This window comes from Aminobacter sp. MDW-2 (assembly GCF_014250155.1).
Lineage (GTDB): Bacteria > Pseudomonadota > Alphaproteobacteria > Rhizobiales > Rhizobiaceae > Aminobacter > Aminobacter ciceronei.
This window is the reverse complement of the sequence record NZ_CP060197.1, coordinates 1,807,860-1,825,442: the sequence shown is the minus strand read 5'-3', so window position 1 is coordinate 1,825,442 and position 17,583 is coordinate 1,807,860. Positions and strand designations below refer to the sequence as shown.

The following is a 17,583-nucleotide window of genomic DNA, read 5'->3' as shown; positions in this document are numbered from 1 at the left end:
GGGCGCGACAATCGCAAGCGCTATTTCTTGTAGTTGATGCGCCAGAGGTCCTGCCAATCCTGGCGCGCGTCCCAGTCACTCTGGGCCGACGCCGAGTCGTAGGGGAAGATCTGGTCCAGCACCTTGCCGATGCCAGAGGGTTCGTCGTCGGGCAGCTTGGCGTCGCTGTTGGTCGACATCTTGCCGTCGGCCGCCTGCGGGGCGATGCCCTCCTCGGTCATCAGATAGTGGATGAACAGCCTGGATGCGTTCGGGCTGTCGGTGCCCTTGGCGATGAAGCCGAGGCTCGGATACATCCAACCGGCAAAGGGCTTCAAATCCTTGCACAGGCCAAGCTTGGAGCCGACGTCCTGGTTGTTACGGAACTTGGCCGAGCTGATCAGGCCGATGAACTGCTCCTTCTGGTCGGGAGCGCCGACCGCCTGGGCAGCTGCCTCGTCGGCATCGGTGAGCAACGGGCCGTTGGCGGCGAGCGCCTTGACCCAGGCGCCGGTAGCGCCGTCCTCACCCGCTTCGAGATCCTTGCCGTAATACTCCTTGTAGGCGGCAGCCACCTTGTCATCGGCGTTGGTCGCCATCTGGTTGAACCAGTCGACATAGGACGCCTTGTTGAGCGGGTCCTGCATGGCGAGCTTGCCTTTCCACTTGGCCTCCGTCAGCTCCCAGATATTCTTGACCGGGCAGCTTTCGTTGAGCTGGGTGTTGTAGGCAAAGACGTTGGCCTCGTTGGAGACGGTCAGCGGGTTCTGGTACTGCGCCGGGATCTTGGCGGCGAGATCCGGCGGCAGCCAGCTCTCGACGAAGCCCTGCGGCACCAACTGCGCCACGCCGGCGGGCACGTCGCTGATCTGGATGACGTCGCCCTGCACGTTCTTGGCCTGGCCCTCGCGGATCACCATTTCCAGCTGCGCCGCGGCATTGGCCTTGGTGCCGGTCGCCTGCACGCCGTACTTCTTGGTGAAGGCCTCGGCCTGCTTCACGATTTTGCCGGTGCTCGAATAGACATTGATCGGCGGTTCCTTCTTCGCCGCCTCGACCAGCGCGTTGAGGTCGAATTCCTCGGCCTGTGTCGCGCCGGCAAACGATCCGACAGCGGCAGCCAGTGCCGTCGCCGCCAGGAGCCGTTTCACACTGAAATCCCTGCTCATTCTCTCCTCCCTTGTCAGGCCGGCGCCATGCCGGCCGTGTCGTTCCCGATGGTCCTGCTTGCTTTGCCCCGGGGCAGTCCTCCACCGCCCGAAGGGAATTCTCCTCAATGCAGCTTCGCCGGCCGCATCAGCCTGTCGGCCACTTCTATGCGCTGGCCTGCCTTGTCGAAGACATGCAGCGCCTTTGATTTGGCCCACCAGGTCACGGCCTCGCCGACCTCGACCTCCGGCGACTGGTGCGTGGTCATGAACAGCTTCTCGCCGCCAGCGGTGAGCTCGATGATCCAGCTGCCGCCGGTGGGCAGGATGCCGGTCACCTCGGCCTGGCCGGCAACGGCGCCGTCGGCCACGCCGCGCTCGGCATCAGCCAGCCGGATCGCCTCCGGTCGGATGCCGATCGAGCCCGCGTCGCGCAACTCAGCGAAACGCGCGCCGAGATAGGCATTGGCGAGCTGCGACACCTCCGATTTTCCATCACCCAGCTCGACGATGTTGATCGGCGGATTGCCGACGAACTGCGCCACGAAGCGGTTGGCCGGCCGCTCGTAGATGTCGTTGGGCGTCCCGACCTGTTGCAGCTCACCCTCGCTCATCACCGCGATGGTGGTGGCCAGCGTCATTGCCTCCCACTGGTCGTGGGTGACAAACACGATGGTGGTCTTGAACTCGCGGTGCAGCCGCTTGAGCTCGGCCCGCATCTCAAGACGAAGAGCGGCATCAAGGTTGGACAGCGGCTCGTCGAGCAAGAGCACCTCCGGATTGACCGCCAGCATGCGGGCCAGCGCCACGCGCTGCTGCTGGCCGCCAGACAGTTGCGAGGGATAGCGATCTCGATACTTCTCGATGCCAAGCGTCTTCATCACCTGGTCGACGCGCTGCTCGCGCTCGGCCTTGGGCATTTTGCGCAGGCGCAGGCCGAAGTCGGTGTTGCGCTCGATGGTCAGATGCGGCCACAGCGCGTAGCTCTGGAACACCAACCCCATCTCGCGCTTTTCCGGCGGCACGAACACGCCATCGACGACCGAATCGACGACACGCTGGCCGACGCGGATCTCGCCCGCCGTCAGATGCTCCAGCCCGGCGATCATGCGCAATGTCGTGGTCTTGCCGCAGCCGGATGGGCCCAACAGGCACATGAACTCGCCATCGCCGATTTCGAGATCGAGATCGGCCACTGCGTTGGCCGAGTTGCCGCCGTAGTTCTTCTCGACGCCGCTCAGGTTGATCTTCGGCATGTCAGTTCCCCAGTCCTTGCGCGAGATTGGTCTTGGTCAGCTTCTGGCCGAGCAGCGCGCCGAAATAGGCGAGGCCGGCGATGATCAGCACGACGGCGTTGGCGGCCTGCGTGTAGTGGTAGTCGACGAGCCGGAGCGAATAGGTGGTCAGCACGTCGGTCGAAGGAACCGCCAGCACGACGAACAGGCTGAGGCCCTTGATGCCCGAGATGAAGGGCAACAGGATGCCCGTCGTCAGCGACCCCTTCTGAATCGGGATGACGATCGAGATCATGCGGCGGAACCAGCCGGCGCCGGCGATCTGAGCCGCCTCTTCCGGATCCTTTCCGAGCTGTGTCATGGCGGCGATGCCGGCGCGCGAGGCATAGGGCATCTGGTCGGCGATCAGCGCCAGCATCAGGATCAGCGTCGTGCCGTAGAGTGCCGGGATCGGCCCGCGCGGCACGGCAAACAGCGACAGATAGGCAGCTGCAAAGGCGATGCCGGGCACCAGATAAGGCAGGAACGTCACCTGGCGCAGGAAGGTACCGAGCGGCTTCACCGGAGTACGCGCCACCACATAACCGACCAGCAGCCCGAGGATACCTGAGGTGATCGAGGCGACACCGACGATGCGCAAGCTGTTCCAGGCTGCGTTCCAAAGATCCGGGCTGAGCAGGATGCCGGTCTGCAGCGCCACCGTGTTGAGGTTGGTGCCGATCCAGTAGTCGAGCGTGAAATTGTCGAGGTTGAACTGGCCGGGCACCCGCATCACAGTCGACAGGAACAGCGTGCCGATCGGCAGGCCAACGCTGAGCAGGAACATCAGCGCGGCAAAGCCGGTCGCCGGCAGCCTGAGGATGCCGAGCGGGCTCAGCCGGTTCATCGAGCCTTTCGAGCCGATGGTGACGAAGCGGCGCGCCTCGCGCATCAGCCGGGCATCGATGGTGATGGTGATGATGCCGATCAGCATGATGGCGCCTGCCAGCACCGCTCCCACGCCGACCTGGCGCGACGAGATGTTCTGGTAGAGCGAGGTCGCCAGGACGTCGAAATTGACCGGCAGGCCGAGCACGTAGGGCACACCGAACTCGCCGAGGCATTTGGCGAAGATCAGCACCATCGCCGACATCAGCGATGGGCGCATCAGCGGCATGATGATCTTGCGAGCCACCGTCAGCCTGCCGGCGCCGAGAATCCGGGCCGAGTCCTCGAGCTGCGAGTCGAAGCGGCGCAGCGCGTTGCCGAACAAAAGGATGACGAAGGGCGAGTAGTGCAGCGCCAGGATGATTGTCACCGGCAACTGGCCGTAGGACAGCCAGTCGGGCGGCGAAAAACCGATCGATTCCAGCCAGCCGGGCTGTCCGCCGACGGTTCGGTTCTTGAACAGGGTCGTCCAGGCCAGTGCGAAGGTCCAGGCCGGTAGCATGTAGGGCACGATGAGGGCGGTGGCGAACCAGCGGCGGCCGAACATGTCGGTGCGGCTGAGCAGCCAGGCAAGCGTGCCGCCGACAAGCATCGACAGCGTGATAGCGCCGGCCGCCACGCTCAGCGTGTTGACCAGCGGCTCCCAGAACAGGTCGTGCGAGATGCGCGAGAGAAAGACGCGGTCGATGTAGTACCAGGTCAGTTCGCCGACATCCTGCTTGATGCGGCGTTCGTCGCCGAACTGCACCCGCATCGCATCCGACAGCATCGAGATGATCGGCACCACGATGAGATAGGCAAACAGTGCCGCGGCGAGCACGCCGATGATCGTCGTCGGCTCGCGCAGCGCCACCTTGGTCCGGTAGCGCAGGCGCTGTGAGCGGGTCGGCGACTTCAGGGTAGCCACAGTCCCGTGGGTTACGGTCGCCGGCTTCACCACCGTCTGGACAGAACTCTGCGATTGGCCGCTCACGAGGTCACGCCCCGCCGGCAGATTCCGTCATGGCTGCTGCACACGTCACCGGGGACGACCCGGCGCAGATGCACTGCATGGCCTGCATGCGATGGCATGAGCATGAATTCTCCTCCGTTGGGCGCCTCGAAGCGGACCTTGCGCCCCGCAGCTTGAGCCGCCCGGACACACCTCACCCGTCCTGCTTCCGACACCACCGCCGCCTCCCGGCGGTGCGGCACATTCCCGTGCCTGTTGGCATATTCATTCCATCGACGGTACGTTCATGTCAATCCAGATTCTGCAAAAATTTGCACAGGCGTGCAAAACATATGATTTTGTCTGAAATGGCCAAATTTTGCCATTGCTGGCTTCATCAACCTCGATTGGACAATCCTTGCATGCCGCAAATATGCACTGCCGTGCAATGCACAAAATGTTGCTGCGGCAAAACATGGAGAAATGCCCGGGAAAGCGCACTCGGCGCATGACCCCAACGCCGCCTCTTTCGCAGTGCACTCAACATCTCTAGGGTGCGCCGCACGCAGGAACCGCAGGAATCGGGCAAGGAAACGGAATGTCGAACGAGCAGAAATCAGCGCCGGCAAAGAACGGCAAGGTGGCGCTGATCACCGGTGTAACCGGACAGGACGGCGCCTATCTCGCCGAGATCCTGATATCGAAGGGTTATGTCGTCCACGGCATCAAGCGCCGCTCGTCGTCCTTCAACACCGGCCGCATCGAGCATCTTTACGAAGACCCGCATGTCGCCGACCCCAGGCTGATCCTGCATCATGGCGACCTCACCGACGCCACCAACCTGATCCGCATCGTGCAGGAAACGCAACCGGACGAGATCTACAATCTCGGCGCCCAGTCGCACGTCCAGGTCAGCTTCGAGACGCCCGAATACACCGCCAACTCCGATGCGCTCGGGCCGCTCAGGCTGCTGGAAGCCATCCGCCTGCTCGGTCTCGTCGGCAAGACGCGCTTCTACCAGGCCTCGACCTCCGAGCTCTATGGCAACATCCCGGCGCCGCAGAACGAGACTTCGGGTTTCGCCCCGCGCTCGCCCTACGCCGCCGCCAAGCTCTACGCCTACTGGATCGTCGCCAACTACCGCGAAGCCTATGGCATCCACGCCTCCAACGGCATCCTGTTCAACCATGAAAGCCCGCTGCGCGGCGAAACCTTCGTCACCCGCAAGATCAGCCGCGCCGTGGCGGCGATCGAGGCCGGCATTCAGGACCGGCTTTATCTCGGCAATCTCGACGCCCGGCGCGACTGGGGCCATGCCCGCGACTACGCGCTCGGCATGTGGATGATGCTGCAACAGGACAAGCCCGACGACTATGTGCTCGCCACCGGCGAAGCCCACAAGATCCGCACCTTTGTCGAAAAGGCCTTCGCCGAGATCGGCACCAGCATCGAATGGCGCGGCGAGGGTGTCGGCGAAACCGGCATGGACAGCGCCACCGGCCGCGTTCTCGTCGAGATCGACCCGCGCTACTTCCGCCCGACCGAAGTCGACTATCTGCTCGGCGACGCCTCCAAGGCACGGCAGGCGCTTGGCTGGCACCACAACACCACCTTCGACCAGCTGGTGGCCGAGATGGTTCGAGAAGATCGTCGCGCGCTGGCAAAAACCGGTGAGCGCAGCAATGGCTGACATCCTCTATCCGCTCGCCGGCAAGCGCGTCTGGGTCGCCGGACACCGCGGCATGGTCGGCTCAGCGCTTATGCGCCGCCTCGCACGGGAAGGCTGCGAAGTCATCACCGCCGGGCGCGACACCGTCGACCTGACCCGGCAGGCCGAGGTCGAGGCCTGGCTGGCCGAGACCCGCCCACAAGCGGTGCTGCTCGCTGCCGCCAAGGTCGGCGGCATCCTCGCCAACGCCACCTATCCCGCCGCGTTTCTCTACGAGAACCTGGCGATCGAAACCAACGTCATCCATGCCGCGCACAAGATCGGCGTGGAAAAGCTTTTGTTCCTCGGTTCGAGCTGCATCTATCCGAAATTCGCGACGCAGCCGATCGCGGAGGATTCGCTGCTCACCGGCGCGCTCGAACCCACCAACGAGTGGTACGCCATCGCCAAGATCGCCGGCCTCAAGCTTGCTGAAGCCTATCGCAAGCAGCATGGGGCCGACTTCATCTCGGCGATGCCGACCAACCTCTACGGCCCGGGCGACAATTTCGATCTCACGTCCAGCCACGTCCTTCCGGCGCTGATCCGCAAGGCGCATGAGGCCAAGTTGTCTGGTGCGGCCGAACTGACGATCTGGGGCAGCGGCACGCCGCGGCGCGAGTTCCTCCATGTCGACGACGCCGCCGACGCCATGGTGTTCCTGCTCAAGTCCTATTCCGGCGACCAGCACGTCAATGTCGGCTCCGGCACCGACGTAACGATCCTCGAACTGGCCGAGACCGTGGCGCGTGTCGTCGGCTTCGAGGGCCGCATCGCCCTCGACACGTCAAAGCCGGATGGCACGCCGCGCAAGCTGATGAGCGGCGACAAGCTCGCCCATCTCGGCTGGCGCCCGCGCATCGAACTCGAAAGCGGCATCCGCTCGACCTACGACTGGTTTGTCAACAACGCGCTTTAGCCGAGACGGGTCGCGCCCGCCCGGGCTGGCCCGAATGCCTAGTTGACGATCTGGATGCTGGTGTTGGACGGGCCATAGGCCTGGACCAGCTCGTAGAAGTCGGCCGCATTGTCGGGGTGCAGGCGCACGCAGCCATGCGAGGCCGGGCGGCCGAGGCGGCTGATGTGGTTGGTCGCATGCACGGCGTAGCCGCCATTGAAGAACACCGAATGCGGCATCGGCGCATTGTCGTACTTCTTCGAATACCACATCTCGTGCATGCGCGTCGGCTTGTAGGAGCCCTTCGGCGTGACATAGCCGCGGCCCGCAGTCGACACTTTCCAGATGAAGGCCGATCGACCATCGATGATGACATGCATGCGCTGCTGGCTGATCGACACCCGCGCCACGATCTTGCTCGCGGCAATGGCGCTGCCCTGGCCGGCAGCCAGCAGCAGTGCAGCGCCGGTCATTGCGATGGCAGCAATGTTGATGATGCGCTTCTTCAGTTCGGAATTCATGACGTCCCCCTTGAGCCGGCCGCGCCGGCAGTAAAAATGCATTTTCGGAATGGACGTCTTTTGCCAGAGCCGTGTTTCAGACATATTTCGTTTAGATATTCTTTACGTTTCATATTCGTTTCCAAATTGCCAAGTTTGGTTTCGCAGTCATTGACGTCCCTAGGTTTGCAACAGCCGCGCGGCGACGCAAACTGGGCTGAAGCAGCGCTCGCAGGCCGCCGCCGCTTATGATTCGTTTGATATGACGCCGGGTTATGCCGCTGAAAGCGCAATGCAAGCGCCGGCCGGCCCGGCAACGTCCTTGAAACATTCGGAAGCACTAAAGGCCATCCGGCGGCATCTTCCCGATACAGCCGGCCGGCACATTCAGCCACGACGAAACGAACGTTGCGAAGGTTGGATGAGCGCGAAACGGCTGGCTGCGAGATGGTTCCTGCGGGTGGGCGTCGCTACGGCGATTCTGTCAGGAATCGGCTTTCTGGCCAGTCCGGGCAACGCTATGGCAGCTGAATTGCCACCGGTGCAGGACATGGCGCCGGTGGCCTCCGCAGCCATCTTCTTCGCAGCAGCCTTGTTCGTCGCAACTCTGCACATCGGCCGGGTCCATGGGCGTGGGTGCCTGGCCTGGGTGAGCAGACCCTCGCGCGTCATTCGCAGCGAGGACAGGATACCCGCGCCGTCCACGGCAGGTCAGGCGGCGCGGGTATCTCGGTAGCCATTTTTGATTGAACCCCTGAAACGGAAAACGGGGCCACTGCAATGAAGAGACAATTCGCAGCATCGGTGCTTTCGGCACTGCTCTATGCCCAGGGGCTGCTTGGCTTCGCGGGCGTAGCGAGCGTACTCCTCAAGGACAGGGCCCATGCCGAAGAGACGGCGATTGTCGAGATGGCCGCGCCGGCGGTCGTTGCTCCGGCAAGCTGACATTTTGGTCAACTCGGCGTCATCAGTTCGGGTTTTCGGTTGGAGTGGTTGTGCCGGCCTCCTGGCCGGCCGTCCTTGTCGGGGGGTCGAAACGATAGCCCGAACCCCGGATGGTCGTGATGCTTTCGGTGTCGAGCTTGCGGCGCAGGCGCACGATGCGCGAGTCGATCGAGCGGTCGAAGGCATCGGCACTTTCAGCCGGCGCCGCCGCCATGATGTCGTCGCGGGTCAGCACGCGCCTTGGTTGCGACAGGAACAGCTTGAGCAGCGCGATCTGGCCGGGCGACAGCTGCTCTTCCTCGCCGGTGCTGTGCATGACGAGTGCGGAGCGCAGGTCGACCGTCGAATTCTCCAGCACCACCAATTCCTGCGTGCCGCGTCCCCGGCGCGTGAGGAGGCCGCCGATGCGCGCGGCGAGCTCCCTCACCACGAGAGGGCTCTCCACGACATCGGCGGCGCCAAGTTCGAGCGCCAGCACCTTGTCGACCAGTTCACCGGGTCGGCAGATCAGCACGAAGTCGGGACCGCCCTCGCCGCCGAAACGGCGCAGCAGGTCACGCCCCTCGGCCGGCGTCACGCCGTCACCGACAACGACGACATCGATCCCCTTCGCCGACAAAAGCGGCTCGGCCTCCCACAGCCGCTTGGCACAACGCACGTCATGGCCGCGCCGTTCGAGATGATCGGTCAGGTCGGAGGCAATCACCTCCGCAATGGCGATAAGCGCTACGACCGATCTTCCAGCCACGTTCCACCCCGCATCGTCAGCCTCCGTGCGACCATGGCCTGCCGGCGCGGACTGCGCGGCGCCTGCCGTGGCAAGAAAATGCCCAGGGATGCGCTCGGCCGGGGATGGGTCCCCAGTCGCCTCGCCCCTAGCCCAAAATCGCCCCTAACGAGGCAGGAAGCCATTGGCAACTGCCCACCTGAAATGATCGCTGGACATCATGTTTATACCCAATCTACTTTCCGCCGGTAGCGGAGGCGAGACTAAACTGCGCGCTCGGATTGTCATCGTCGAAGATGAGCCCGACCTGAGGGATGCCGTCGCCGAATATCTCGGCGCGAACGGCTTCGACGTGACTGCTGTCGAGAGTGCCGCTGCCCTGCGCAGCATCATCGAAACCGAACAATTCCAGCTTGCCATCCTGGATATCGCCATGCCCGGCGAAGACGGGCTGTCGCTCGGCCGCTGGCTCAGAGCGAAAATGCCGATCGGCATCATCTACGCCACCGCCGCAGGCACGGCTCTCGACCGCATCGTCGGCCTCGAGATCGGCGCCGACGACTATATGGTCAAGCCCTACGAACTGCGCGAACTTCTGGCCCGCGTGCGCTCGGTCATCCGGCGCGTGCCGCAGCCCGAGAGTTACCGGCAGTCGCTGCTGGCCGCCCAGCCGCCGCGCCGCACCATCGCCTTCGGGCCGTTCCAGGCCGACCTCGACGGTCGCCTCGTCACCGGCAGCAGTGGCGCCATCATCGATCTCGCCAAGAGCGAATTCGACATGCTCGAGGTTTTCCTGACGCGGCCCAACCGGCTGCTCAGCCGAACCACGATTTCCGAGGCCATCGGCTTTGCCGAAGACCCCGAATCCTCACGTGCCGTCGACATTCGCATCATGCGCCTGAGGAAGAAAATCGAAGACGATCCGGCGAACCCGAAATTTCTGCGCACCGTGCGTGGCGAAGGCTACATCTTCTCCTTGCCCGGCAGCGAAGGCTACTAGCGCATCGACCCGATAATCGCGGTCGATTTTCGGAAAGCACGATGCGCAGATTATGAAACTGGAGCGTCCTTTGTGCGTCCTATTGGACGCATGGCGCACCAAAGCCTCCGGGCCCCGCCAGGAACCGCGATGACATTGTTGACCGTCTCCCGCACCGACAACCCGTCGGGCACGCCGAGCCCCACCATCGTGGCCGGACAGATCGTGCGCCGGCTGCGCGCAGCCCAGGATTGGCAGATCGAGATCGACACGATCCTGCGCAGTCTCGCTACAGGTTTCGGCGGTCATCGCACCATCCTGTTCCGGCTGCGCGACGTGCCCGGCCAGGGCTTCGCGCAGTCGATCGCCGCATTCTGGGTCGACCCGAAGATCGACGCCGTCGCTGCGCCGCCGACGACGATCAACCAGACGCTTGTCGATTCCGACCCGCTGCTTGAACGCCTCGCCGAGGAAGGCCGCCAGGGCAAGATCTTCACCGGCCTGACCCGCGACCTCAGCGGCTTCCTGCGCAATGACTTCGAAAAGCAGCACATCAAGTCGTTCCTGTCGGTGTCGGTGTCGGCGCATGGCCATCTCTGGGGCACGCTCGCCGTCAATGACTGCATCGTCGAGCGCCACTGGAACGACGACGAAATCGCAGCACTCGAGATCATTGCGGCCGCCCTTGGCGATGCCATCGAGCGTTCGCTGTCGGAGTATCATGTCAGTGAGATCATCCGCCGGACGATGCTGCAGGCCTCGCTCGACGCCATCATGGTGGTCGACGAGACCGGCTCGATCATCGAGTTCAACCCGGCGGCCGAGAAGATGTTCGGCTGGACCCGCGACGAAATCCTGGGCAAGGACCTGCTCGACACGGTGATCCCCACCTACTACCGCAAGGGCTACAACAACGGTGCCGAATATTTGGCCGGGCGTGGCTCGCCGATGGTCGGCCACCGGCTCGAGACCGTGACCCAGAACGCGTCGGGCGAGATCATTCCGATCGAGCTCACCGCCAACGAGATGCGGCTCGCCGACCGACGCCTCGTGCTCGGCTCGATCCGCGACCTCAGGGAAAAGCACCGCGCCGAGGAAGAAATCAACCGCCAGCGCGAAAAGCTGCATCAGAACGAAAAGATGGCGGCAATGGGCTCGCTGCTCGCCGGCGTCTCGCACGAGCTCAACAATCCGCTCGCCGTGGTGGTGGCGCAATCGACGCTGCTGCACGAATTTGCCACCGACCCACAGACCAAGGTCCGCGCCGAAAAGGTGCGGGCCGCCGCGGAACGCTGCGGCCGCATCGTCAAGAGCTTCCTCGGCATGGTCCGTCTGCACCCGACCTCGCGCGCCGAGACCGACCTCAACCAGGTCATCCGCGCCGCCCTCGAAGTCACCGCCTATGGCGCACGTTCCAGCGGCATCAGCATCGCCACCGAGCTTGTGCCGGGCACGCTGAGCGTCATGGCCGATGCCGACCATATGACCCAGGTGGCCGCCAACTTCCTGGTCAACAGCCAACATGCGCTGGCCGCGGCACCCGGCGACCGCATCATTCGCGTCAGGACGTTCCGCAATGCCGACGGCAGCGCCGGCTTCTCGGTCGAGGACACCGGCCCCGGCATATCAGAGGCGATCCGCGACCGCATCTTCGAGTCCTATTTCACCACCAAGCCGGTCGGCGTCGGCACCGGCATCGGCCTGTCCATCTCGAAGGCCATCGTCGACCGCCACAACGGCAAGGTCTGGTTCGAGCCGGTGATGCCGACGGGTGCCCGCTTCGTCGTCGAACTGCCGCCGATGGGCGACGGCCACGGCACGATGCTCGAAGCGACGCCGAAGTCGAGCGGGCTGCGCCATGCCGTCATCATCGACGACGAGCCCGACGTTGCCGCTTCGCTGGCCGACATTCTCGAACTGATGGGCGTCAAGTCGCGCATCGTTTCGACCTGGGACTCGGTCTCGGAGGCGCTCGCCGATCAGCCCGACATCATCTTTTCCGATTTGCGCATGCCCGACCGCAGCGGCATCACCATCTTCCGCGACATCGTCGCGACACAGCCCGAGATGGCGCCACGCTTCGTGCTCGTCACCGGTGACCTGATCGGCGCCAAAGCCGAGCTTGAGCAGCTGCCGCCCAACCTCAAGCCGCATATTCTGGAAAAGCCGTTCAGCACTTTCGACGTTCGCAGCGCGCTCAGCGCCGTCAGCGAACAGGTCGCCGACGGAGCCTGAGCTCACTGCGCCGTGTAGCCGCCGTCGATGACCAGTTCGGTGCCGGTCACGAAGCCCGATTCGTCCGAAGCGAGATAGAGCACGCCGTAAGCGACGTCCTCGGGTTCGCCGACCCGACCGAGCGGCGTCAGCTCGACCGCCTTGTTGCCTTCGCCGCTCGCAGCCAGCTTGTCCAGCGCGCCCGACGACATCGGCGTGCGGATCCAGCCGGGACAGATCGAGTTGACACGGATGCCGTAGCGCTGCTTGGCGCAGTGCAAGGCGGCCGACTTTGTGAACAGCTTCACCCCACCCTTGCTCGCGACATAGGCAGCCGTCGACGGGCTTCCAACAAGGCCCATGGTCGACGAAAAATTGACGATCGACCCGCCCTTGGCGGTCCTTCGCATCGCCTCGATGCCATATTTGGTGCCGAGGAACACGCCCTCCATGTTGACGGCCATCACCTGGCGCCAGTCGTCGAGGCTGAGGTCCTCGACGCTGCCGAAGGGCGCGCCGACACCGGCATTGTTGACCAGGATGTGGAGCCCGCCGAATGCTTCGAGCGTCCTTGCCATCACCTCTTGCCAGCCTGCTTCCGAGGTTACGTCATGTTCGGCATGGAGGCTGCGTCCACCGGCGATCCTGATCGCCTCGGCGACCTGGCGGCCCTTGTCGGCCTGCAGGTCGCTGACGACGACGGCGGCACCCTGGCGGGCCAGCAGCCTGGCGCTCGCCTCGCCCATGCCTGACGCCGCTCCGGTGACGATCGCAACTTTTCCTTCGACGCGGCCCATCGCTGCTCCCCTCGCTTGAGGGTACGACGGTCGCGCGACGACGGTCGTTGCTGCATCGTCCCGAGAGACTAAGGCCGGCCGACACCGGAACAAAAAAAGCCCCCGCAGCCGAGGCCGCGGGGGAGGTACGCGCTGGAGGATATCTGTGCAGGCGCGGGGATAGGTGGCAGCGCTCGGAGAGCGCTAGAAGATGTTGGGCGTGGTGCGGACCGGCTCGGCACTGGCGATCAGCCTGACCTTACGGGCTTCGCGCATGCCGGTTTCCTTGGCGATGGTCTCGACGCAGATCTTGCTTTCGGCGCCCCAGGCCTGCCCGCGGCAGGCGATATCGGTCTCGGACAGCGGCAGCCGGTCTGTCTTGGCGGTCGTGTGCGCGCCCTCGAACGCACCGAGCCGCGTGCCCATCGAGGCAAAGGCCGGACCACTGGTCGGCGCCAGGGCCATCGACGCCAGCGAGGCAAATACGAAAATCGAAAACATTGCCATCGGGTGCTCGTTGGCACGCTGGCGGATGGCAAGGCGCGGGCGGTGATAGATGTGTGAACGCGGCTGGAACTTGTGGTCGAACTCGGCAAGCTGGGTGGAACCGGACATTGGGCAGCTCTTTTCGTTAAATTTCATTCCCCTGTTAATGTGAATGTAATCGCGCTTTGTAACACAGCGATGCTGATCAGTGACTCCTAATGCAACAACCGATAAACATCACAAACAGTCAGCATTTCTGTCTAATCGGTCACAAACAGTCGACATTTCAGTCATTTCCACCTGGAGGCTGTACCATTTCGAGAAACAGACAGAGTCGCCTTTGTAACAGCCTGCCTGAAATTCAGGCACATTCGAAAAGAAACGAAAGGCCGATGCAGTCGCCTGCACCGGCCTTTCGCGATCGCTATGCTGCTGCCTGGCCGACGCCAGACAACAACTCTCAATGTCAGCTGTTGAGCACGTCGGCCCATTCGGGGTGACGGCGGAATTGCGCCGCCGCAAACGGGCAGAGCGGGATGATCTTCTTGCCCGCCGCGCGCGCGTCCTCGACCGCCCGCGTCACCAGCCTCAGGCCGGCGCCCTGGCCGCGGAACGCATCGGGCACCTCGGTGTGGTCGATGATGAACAGCGTCTCGCTGACATTGCTGTAGGTCATCTCCGCATCGGCGCCGCCGGCACCGCGTATGACATAACGTCCCTTGCTGCCGCGGTCCTCGCGCTCGATCGCCGCCAGTTCTTCAGTCATGCTGCCGCTCCTTTTGTCACGCCGGCGAAAAGGCTTTTCACCGCTTCGATTTCGTTGGGCCGCACTTCGTGGCCGCCGTCATGCCATTCGAGACTGATATCGGCGCCGGCTTGCCGCAAACAGGCGTCGAGCCGGCTCGTCAGGTCAGGCGGACAGATCGGATCGCGCCGCCCCGCCGTGATCAACACATGCCGGCCGCAGAGGCTGCCCTTCACGTCAGGCGCAAACGGGATCAGCGGGTGCATCAGTGCGACAGCATCGAACAAATCGGGCTCGGCAAACAGCACCGAGGCCAGGATGTTGGCGCCATTTGAGTAGCCGAGCGCCAGCACCTGCGACGGCTCCACTGCCGCGACATGCGTCTTGACGAATTCGGCCATCTTGCCGGTCGCCCTGGCGAGATCCTCCATGTCGTAGACGCCCTCGCCGGTGCGGCGGAAGAAGCGCGCCGCACCCATTTCGGAGACGTCGCCGCGCGGCGACACGATGGTCGCCCCCGGCGCCAGCTCACGGGCAAAGCCAAGCAACTGGTTCTCGTCGCCGCCGGTGCCGTGGAAGGCAAAGACCAGCGGTCCGCCGGGTTCCCCCGGCAGCACCTTGTGGATGTAAGCGTCCTTGCTCATCGGTCCCTCCTCAGTCGCCCAGCGGCTGCAGGTTGTTTTCCAGATAATCCCTGAGATGCGCGTGCTGCGACGGCAGCTTCAAAGCCTCGCCGAGATGGGCGGTGTCCTCGTCGCGGTCGAAGCCGGGTTCGTTGGTCGCGATCTCGAACAGCACGCCACCGGGGGTGCGGAAGTAGATCGCCCAGAAATAATCGCGGTCGATCACCGGCGTCACCTGGTAGCCCGTCTCCATCAGCGCCTTGCGCACCTCGAGCTGCTTGGCCCGATTCTCGACAGCAAAGGCGATGTGGTGCACCGAACCGGCGCCGAGACCGGCGAAGGACGCACCCGGCAACGTCTCGATGTCGATGACGTCGGCGCCATTGCCGTCCTTCAACGCCAGCCGCTTGATGTTGCCTGACGTGTCGACCGTCTCATAGCCCATGAACTTCAAAAGCTCTTCGGTCGCCCCGCCATCGCGCAGCCTGAGCGAAGCCGAGTGGAAGCCACGGATCGCCTCGTCATTGCCGACGCCGCCCTTGATCCAGGGCGCACGGCTGTCGCCCTTGGCTTCGACAAGCGCGAAACCGTCGCCATCGGGACCGGCGAAGCTCAGGCGCTTCTCGCCGAACTGCTCGTCACGCGCGAGTCCGCTGACGTCCTGCTCGGTGAAGCGCTTCTCCCAGAAGGGCAGCGTACCCTCGGGAACGGAGAACACAGTGGTGCCGACCTCGCCGACCCCGGGACGGCCCTTGCCGATGTTCGGGAACGGAAAATAGGTCATGACAGAACCGGGCGTGCCCAGCTCATCGGCATAATAGAGGTGGTAGACGTCGGGCGCGTCGAAATTGACTGTCTTCTTGACCCGGCGCAGGCCGAGCTTGTGGGTGAAGAACCGGTTGTTTTCAGCCGCATCCCCAGCCATCGAGGTAACGTGGTGCAGGCCCTTGATCTGGTTGAGCATCGTCTTGCTCCTTTCGCTTGCCGCGGCCCCTGCCGCTCTGTTGGGCCGAATATGGGCGCATCGATTGTCGCGTCATAGTAGCCGGTCACAGAATGGTCAGTATCCAAAAAGTGAACAATGAAGGCGAGCTCGTTCACACTTTCTGGTATGACCGCTGCGGCAGAGAGGACGCTTGCGCATGGCGGTGAATCCGGCTTCCTTGGCCCGCGATTTCAGTTCCAGGGGGCGAGCTTGGCAGGCACCGGCAGACGGCAGAACATTCTTCTCATCACTTGCGACCAGTGGCGCGGCGACAGCCTGTCGGCTGTCGGTCATCCCGTGGTGAAGACGCCAAATTCGGACGCTTTGGCGCGCGAGGGCGTGCTGTTTTCCCGCCACTATGCCGGTGCGGCCCCCTGTTCGCCGGCGCGCGCCTGCCTCTACACCGGCCTCTACCAGATGAACAACCGCGTCTGCCGCAATGGCACGCCGCTCGACGATCGCCACGACAACGTCGCCCGTGCCGCGCGCCGCGTCGGCTACGACCCGACCCTGTTCGGCTACACCGACGTCTCGCCCGACCCGCGCAACCGCGCGCCGGGCGACCCGTTCCTGCGCAGCTATGAAGGTGTCCTGCCCGGCTTCACCACGCGCCAGCTTCTGCCCGAGCACCAGAAGGGCTGGCTGTCCTGGCTCACCCAGCGCGGCATCGATTCCAGCGCCGGCTTCCCCGATGTCCACCGGCCGTCCAATGCCGATGCGCCCGAGGTCAGCAACGCGGTTCCCATTTATTCGAAAGACGAAACGCCGGCCGCTTTCCTCACCGGCGAGTTCCTGCGCTGGCTCGGCGAACAGGACAAGGGCGAGCCCTGGTTCGCCCATGTCTCCTTCCTCAGCCCGCATCCGCCCTTCATCGTGCCAGAGCCGTTCAACACCATGTACGATCCGGCGGAAGGCCCGGCCTACAACAAGGCGCCGAGCTTCGAAGCGGAGAAGGCAAGCCACCCCTTCCTCGCCTACCACCTCGAGCATCACCAGGGTAAGTCGAGCTTCATCCCCGGCGCCCCCGGCAAGGTCGGCGACTGGAGCGAGGACGAATTCCGCAAGATCCGCGCGCTCTATTACGGCATGATCTCGGAGGTCGATTCCCAGCTTGGGCGCATCTGGCAAGGCATCCGCGACAAGGGCGACTGGGGCGACACCATCGTCATCCTGACCTCCGACCACGCCGAAATGATGGGTGACCACCACATGCTCGGCAAGGGCGGCTGGTTCGACGGCTCCTACCACATCCCGCTCATCGTCAAGGCACCCGGTCATGAGCGGGCGGCCGGCAGCACCGTCGACCGCTTCACCGCTGCCGTCGACATCATGCCGACCTTGCTTGAGCTGGTCGGCGGAGCGGCGCAGCCGCATCTAGACGGCCAATCGCTGAAACCCTTCCTCGATGGCGACGAGCCCGCCGACTGGCGCGACGCCGCCCATTGGGAATACGATTTCCGCTCGGTCGCCAACGGCACCACGGAAGCCTATTTCGGCACCGGTTCGCGACAGCTCAACCTGTCGGTCATCCGCACCGAAGCGGTCAAATACGTGCATTTCGGCGGCGGCCTGCCGCCTTTGCTCTACGACCTCGCCAATGACCCCGGCGAAACACGCAACCTCGCCAATGATCCGGAGTGGCTGGCCGTGCGGTTGGAATTTGCCGAAAGGCTGCTGGCCTGGCGCGCCAGGCATCTCGACCAGTCACTGGCGCTATCGGAGCTGGCCGAGAATGGCCCGACAGGCCATTTCCTGCGCTTGCCATAACCTCAACGAA

General features: G+C 64.0%; 16 protein-coding genes. 6 read left to right on the top strand and 10 right to left on the bottom strand.

Annotation, left to right across the window (positions count from 1 at the left end; all coding sequences use genetic code 11):
* Positions 1 to 20: 20 nt before the first annotated feature.
* From H5P29_RS08945 to H5P29_RS08935, 3 genes are all read right to left on the bottom strand, one after another.
* Entirely contained in the window at positions 21 to 1,148 is a 1,128-nt protein-coding gene (locus tag H5P29_RS08945) for an ABC transporter substrate-binding protein (protein ID WP_067957376.1), read from the bottom strand.
* A 104-nt stretch (positions 1,149 to 1,252) separates the two neighbouring features.
* Positions 1,253 to 2,383 carry an ABC transporter ATP-binding protein gene (locus H5P29_RS08940; protein ID WP_154385665.1) on the bottom strand — a complete coding sequence of 377 codons (1,131 nt, stop codon included), beginning with the start codon at positions 2,381 to 2,383 and terminating at the stop codon, positions 1,253 to 1,255.
* A gap of 1 nt (position 2,384) precedes the next feature.
* Positions 2,385 to 4,226, bottom strand: a complete 1,842-nt coding sequence (locus tag H5P29_RS08935; RefSeq protein ID WP_371746554.1) for an ABC transporter permease — start codon at positions 4,224 to 4,226, stop codon at positions 2,385 to 2,387.
* A 592-nt stretch (positions 4,227 to 4,818) separates the two neighbouring features.
* On the opposite strand from H5P29_RS08935, the gene gmd reads away from it, so the two are divergent.
* Together gmd and H5P29_RS08925 are read left to right on the top strand one after the other, a co-directional pair.
* Entirely contained in the window at positions 4,819 to 5,910 is a 1,092-nt protein-coding gene (gene gmd, locus H5P29_RS08930) for a GDP-mannose 4,6-dehydratase (protein WP_067957370.1), read from the top strand.
* Positions 5,903 to 6,847 carry a GDP-L-fucose synthase gene (locus H5P29_RS08925; RefSeq protein ID WP_154385666.1) on the top strand — a complete coding sequence of 315 codons (945 nt, stop codon included), beginning with the start codon at positions 5,903 to 5,905 and terminating at the stop codon, positions 6,845 to 6,847. Before gmd ends, H5P29_RS08925 begins: the two co-directional genes overlap by 8 nt.
* 38 nt (positions 6,848 to 6,885) lie before the next feature.
* Here the strand turns inward: H5P29_RS08925 and H5P29_RS08920 are convergent, their stop codons facing one another.
* Positions 6,886 to 7,347 carry a L,D-transpeptidase gene (locus H5P29_RS08920; protein ID WP_154385667.1) on the bottom strand — a complete coding sequence of 154 codons (462 nt, stop codon included), beginning with the start codon at positions 7,345 to 7,347 and terminating at the stop codon, positions 6,886 to 6,888.
* 759 nt (positions 7,348 to 8,106) lie between these two features.
* Here H5P29_RS08920 and H5P29_RS08915 point away from each other — a divergent pair.
* Positions 8,107 to 8,271, top strand: coding sequence for a hypothetical protein (locus tag H5P29_RS08915; protein WP_169808315.1), 165 nt, complete (start codon positions 8,107 to 8,109; stop codon positions 8,269 to 8,271).
* Between the two features lie 22 nt (positions 8,272 to 8,293).
* Here H5P29_RS08915 and H5P29_RS08910 read toward each other — a convergent pair whose 3' ends face one another.
* Positions 8,294 to 9,019 (bottom strand): response regulator transcription factor, encoded by a 726-nt coding sequence (locus H5P29_RS08910; protein WP_067957358.1) that lies wholly within the window; start codon positions 9,017 to 9,019, stop codon positions 8,294 to 8,296.
* A gap of 199 nt (positions 9,020 to 9,218) precedes the next feature.
* On the opposite strand from H5P29_RS08910, the gene H5P29_RS08905 reads away from it, so the two are divergent.
* Both H5P29_RS08905 and H5P29_RS08900 read left to right on the top strand, forming a co-directional pair.
* Positions 9,219 to 9,998, top strand: a complete 780-nt coding sequence (locus H5P29_RS08905; RefSeq protein ID WP_154385668.1) for a response regulator — start codon at positions 9,219 to 9,221, stop codon at positions 9,996 to 9,998.
* Between the two features lie 129 nt (positions 9,999 to 10,127).
* Positions 10,128 to 12,212 (top strand): PAS domain S-box protein, encoded by a 2,085-nt coding sequence (locus H5P29_RS08900; RefSeq protein ID WP_154385669.1) that lies wholly within the window; start codon positions 10,128 to 10,130, stop codon positions 12,210 to 12,212.
* 2 nt (positions 12,213 to 12,214) lie between these two features.
* Here H5P29_RS08900 and H5P29_RS08895 read toward each other — a convergent pair whose 3' ends face one another.
* From H5P29_RS08895 to H5P29_RS08875, 5 genes are all read right to left on the bottom strand, one after another.
* The gene (locus H5P29_RS08895) at positions 12,215 to 12,988 is read right to left on the bottom strand and encodes a glucose 1-dehydrogenase (RefSeq protein WP_154385670.1); all 774 of its coding nucleotides are present in this window, start codon (positions 12,986 to 12,988) and stop codon (positions 12,215 to 12,217) included.
* A gap of 183 nt (positions 12,989 to 13,171) precedes the next feature.
* Positions 13,172 to 13,582, bottom strand: a complete 411-nt coding sequence (locus H5P29_RS08890) for a hypothetical protein (RefSeq protein WP_154385671.1) — start codon at positions 13,580 to 13,582, stop codon at positions 13,172 to 13,174.
* Positions 13,583 to 13,919: 337 nt separating this feature from the next.
* Complete coding sequence (locus tag H5P29_RS08885) at positions 13,920 to 14,219, bottom strand: GNAT family N-acetyltransferase (RefSeq protein ID WP_067957347.1); 300 nt, start codon at positions 14,217 to 14,219, stop codon at positions 13,920 to 13,922.
* The gene (locus tag H5P29_RS08880; RefSeq protein ID WP_154385672.1) at positions 14,216 to 14,842 is read right to left on the bottom strand and encodes an alpha/beta hydrolase; all 627 of its coding nucleotides are present in this window, start codon (positions 14,840 to 14,842) and stop codon (positions 14,216 to 14,218) included. Before H5P29_RS08880 ends, H5P29_RS08885 begins: the two co-directional genes overlap by 4 nt.
* Before the next feature lie 10 nt (positions 14,843 to 14,852).
* On the bottom strand, positions 14,853 to 15,785 hold the full coding sequence (locus tag H5P29_RS08875) for a VOC family protein (RefSeq protein WP_067957341.1): 933 nt from the start codon (positions 15,783 to 15,785) through the stop codon (positions 14,853 to 14,855).
* A gap of 231 nt (positions 15,786 to 16,016) precedes the next feature.
* Between H5P29_RS08875 and H5P29_RS08870 the strand changes: the two genes are divergently transcribed.
* On the top strand, positions 16,017 to 17,573 hold the full coding sequence (locus H5P29_RS08870) for an alkaline phosphatase family protein (RefSeq protein WP_067966101.1): 1,557 nt from the start codon (positions 16,017 to 16,019) through the stop codon (positions 17,571 to 17,573).
* The last annotated feature ends 10 nt before the right edge of the window (positions 17,574 to 17,583 follow it).

Bases quoted from the DNA above. Each gene is read 5' to 3' on its own strand.
- gmd (WP_067957370.1), top strand. From the start codon at position 4,819: ATGTCGAACGAGCAGAAATCAGCGCCGGCAAAGAACGGCAAGGTGGCG.
- H5P29_RS08885 (WP_067957347.1), bottom strand. From the start codon at position 14,219: ATGACTGAAGAACTGGCGGCGATCGAGCGCGAGGACCGCGGCAGCAAG.
- H5P29_RS08925 (WP_154385666.1), top strand. From the start codon at position 5,903: ATGGCTGACATCCTCTATCCGCTCGCCGGCAAGCGCGTCTGGGTCGCC.
- H5P29_RS08915 (WP_169808315.1), top strand. From the start codon at position 8,107: ATGAAGAGACAATTCGCAGCATCGGTGCTTTCGGCACTGCTCTATGCC.
- H5P29_RS08895 (WP_154385670.1), bottom strand. From the start codon at position 12,988: ATGGGCCGCGTCGAAGGAAAAGTTGCGATCGTCACCGGAGCGGCGTCA.
- H5P29_RS08905 (WP_154385668.1), top strand. From the start codon at position 9,219: ATGTTTATACCCAATCTACTTTCCGCCGGTAGCGGAGGCGAGACTAAA.
- H5P29_RS08880 (WP_154385672.1), bottom strand. From the start codon at position 14,842: ATGAGCAAGGACGCTTACATCCACAAGGTGCTGCCGGGGGAACCCGGC.
- H5P29_RS08940 (WP_154385665.1), bottom strand. From the start codon at position 2,383: ATGCCGAAGATCAACCTGAGCGGCGTCGAGAAGAACTACGGCGGCAAC.
- H5P29_RS08875 (WP_067957341.1), bottom strand. From the start codon at position 15,785: ATGCTCAACCAGATCAAGGGCCTGCACCACGTTACCTCGATGGCTGGG.
- H5P29_RS08920 (WP_154385667.1), bottom strand. From the start codon at position 7,347: ATGAATTCCGAACTGAAGAAGCGCATCATCAACATTGCTGCCATCGCA.
- H5P29_RS08900 (WP_154385669.1), top strand. From the start codon at position 10,128: ATGACATTGTTGACCGTCTCCCGCACCGACAACCCGTCGGGCACGCCG.
- H5P29_RS08945 (WP_067957376.1), bottom strand. From the start codon at position 1,148: ATGAGCAGGGATTTCAGTGTGAAACGGCTCCTGGCGGCGACGGCACTG.
- H5P29_RS08890 (WP_154385671.1), bottom strand. From the start codon at position 13,582: ATGTCCGGTTCCACCCAGCTTGCCGAGTTCGACCACAAGTTCCAGCCG.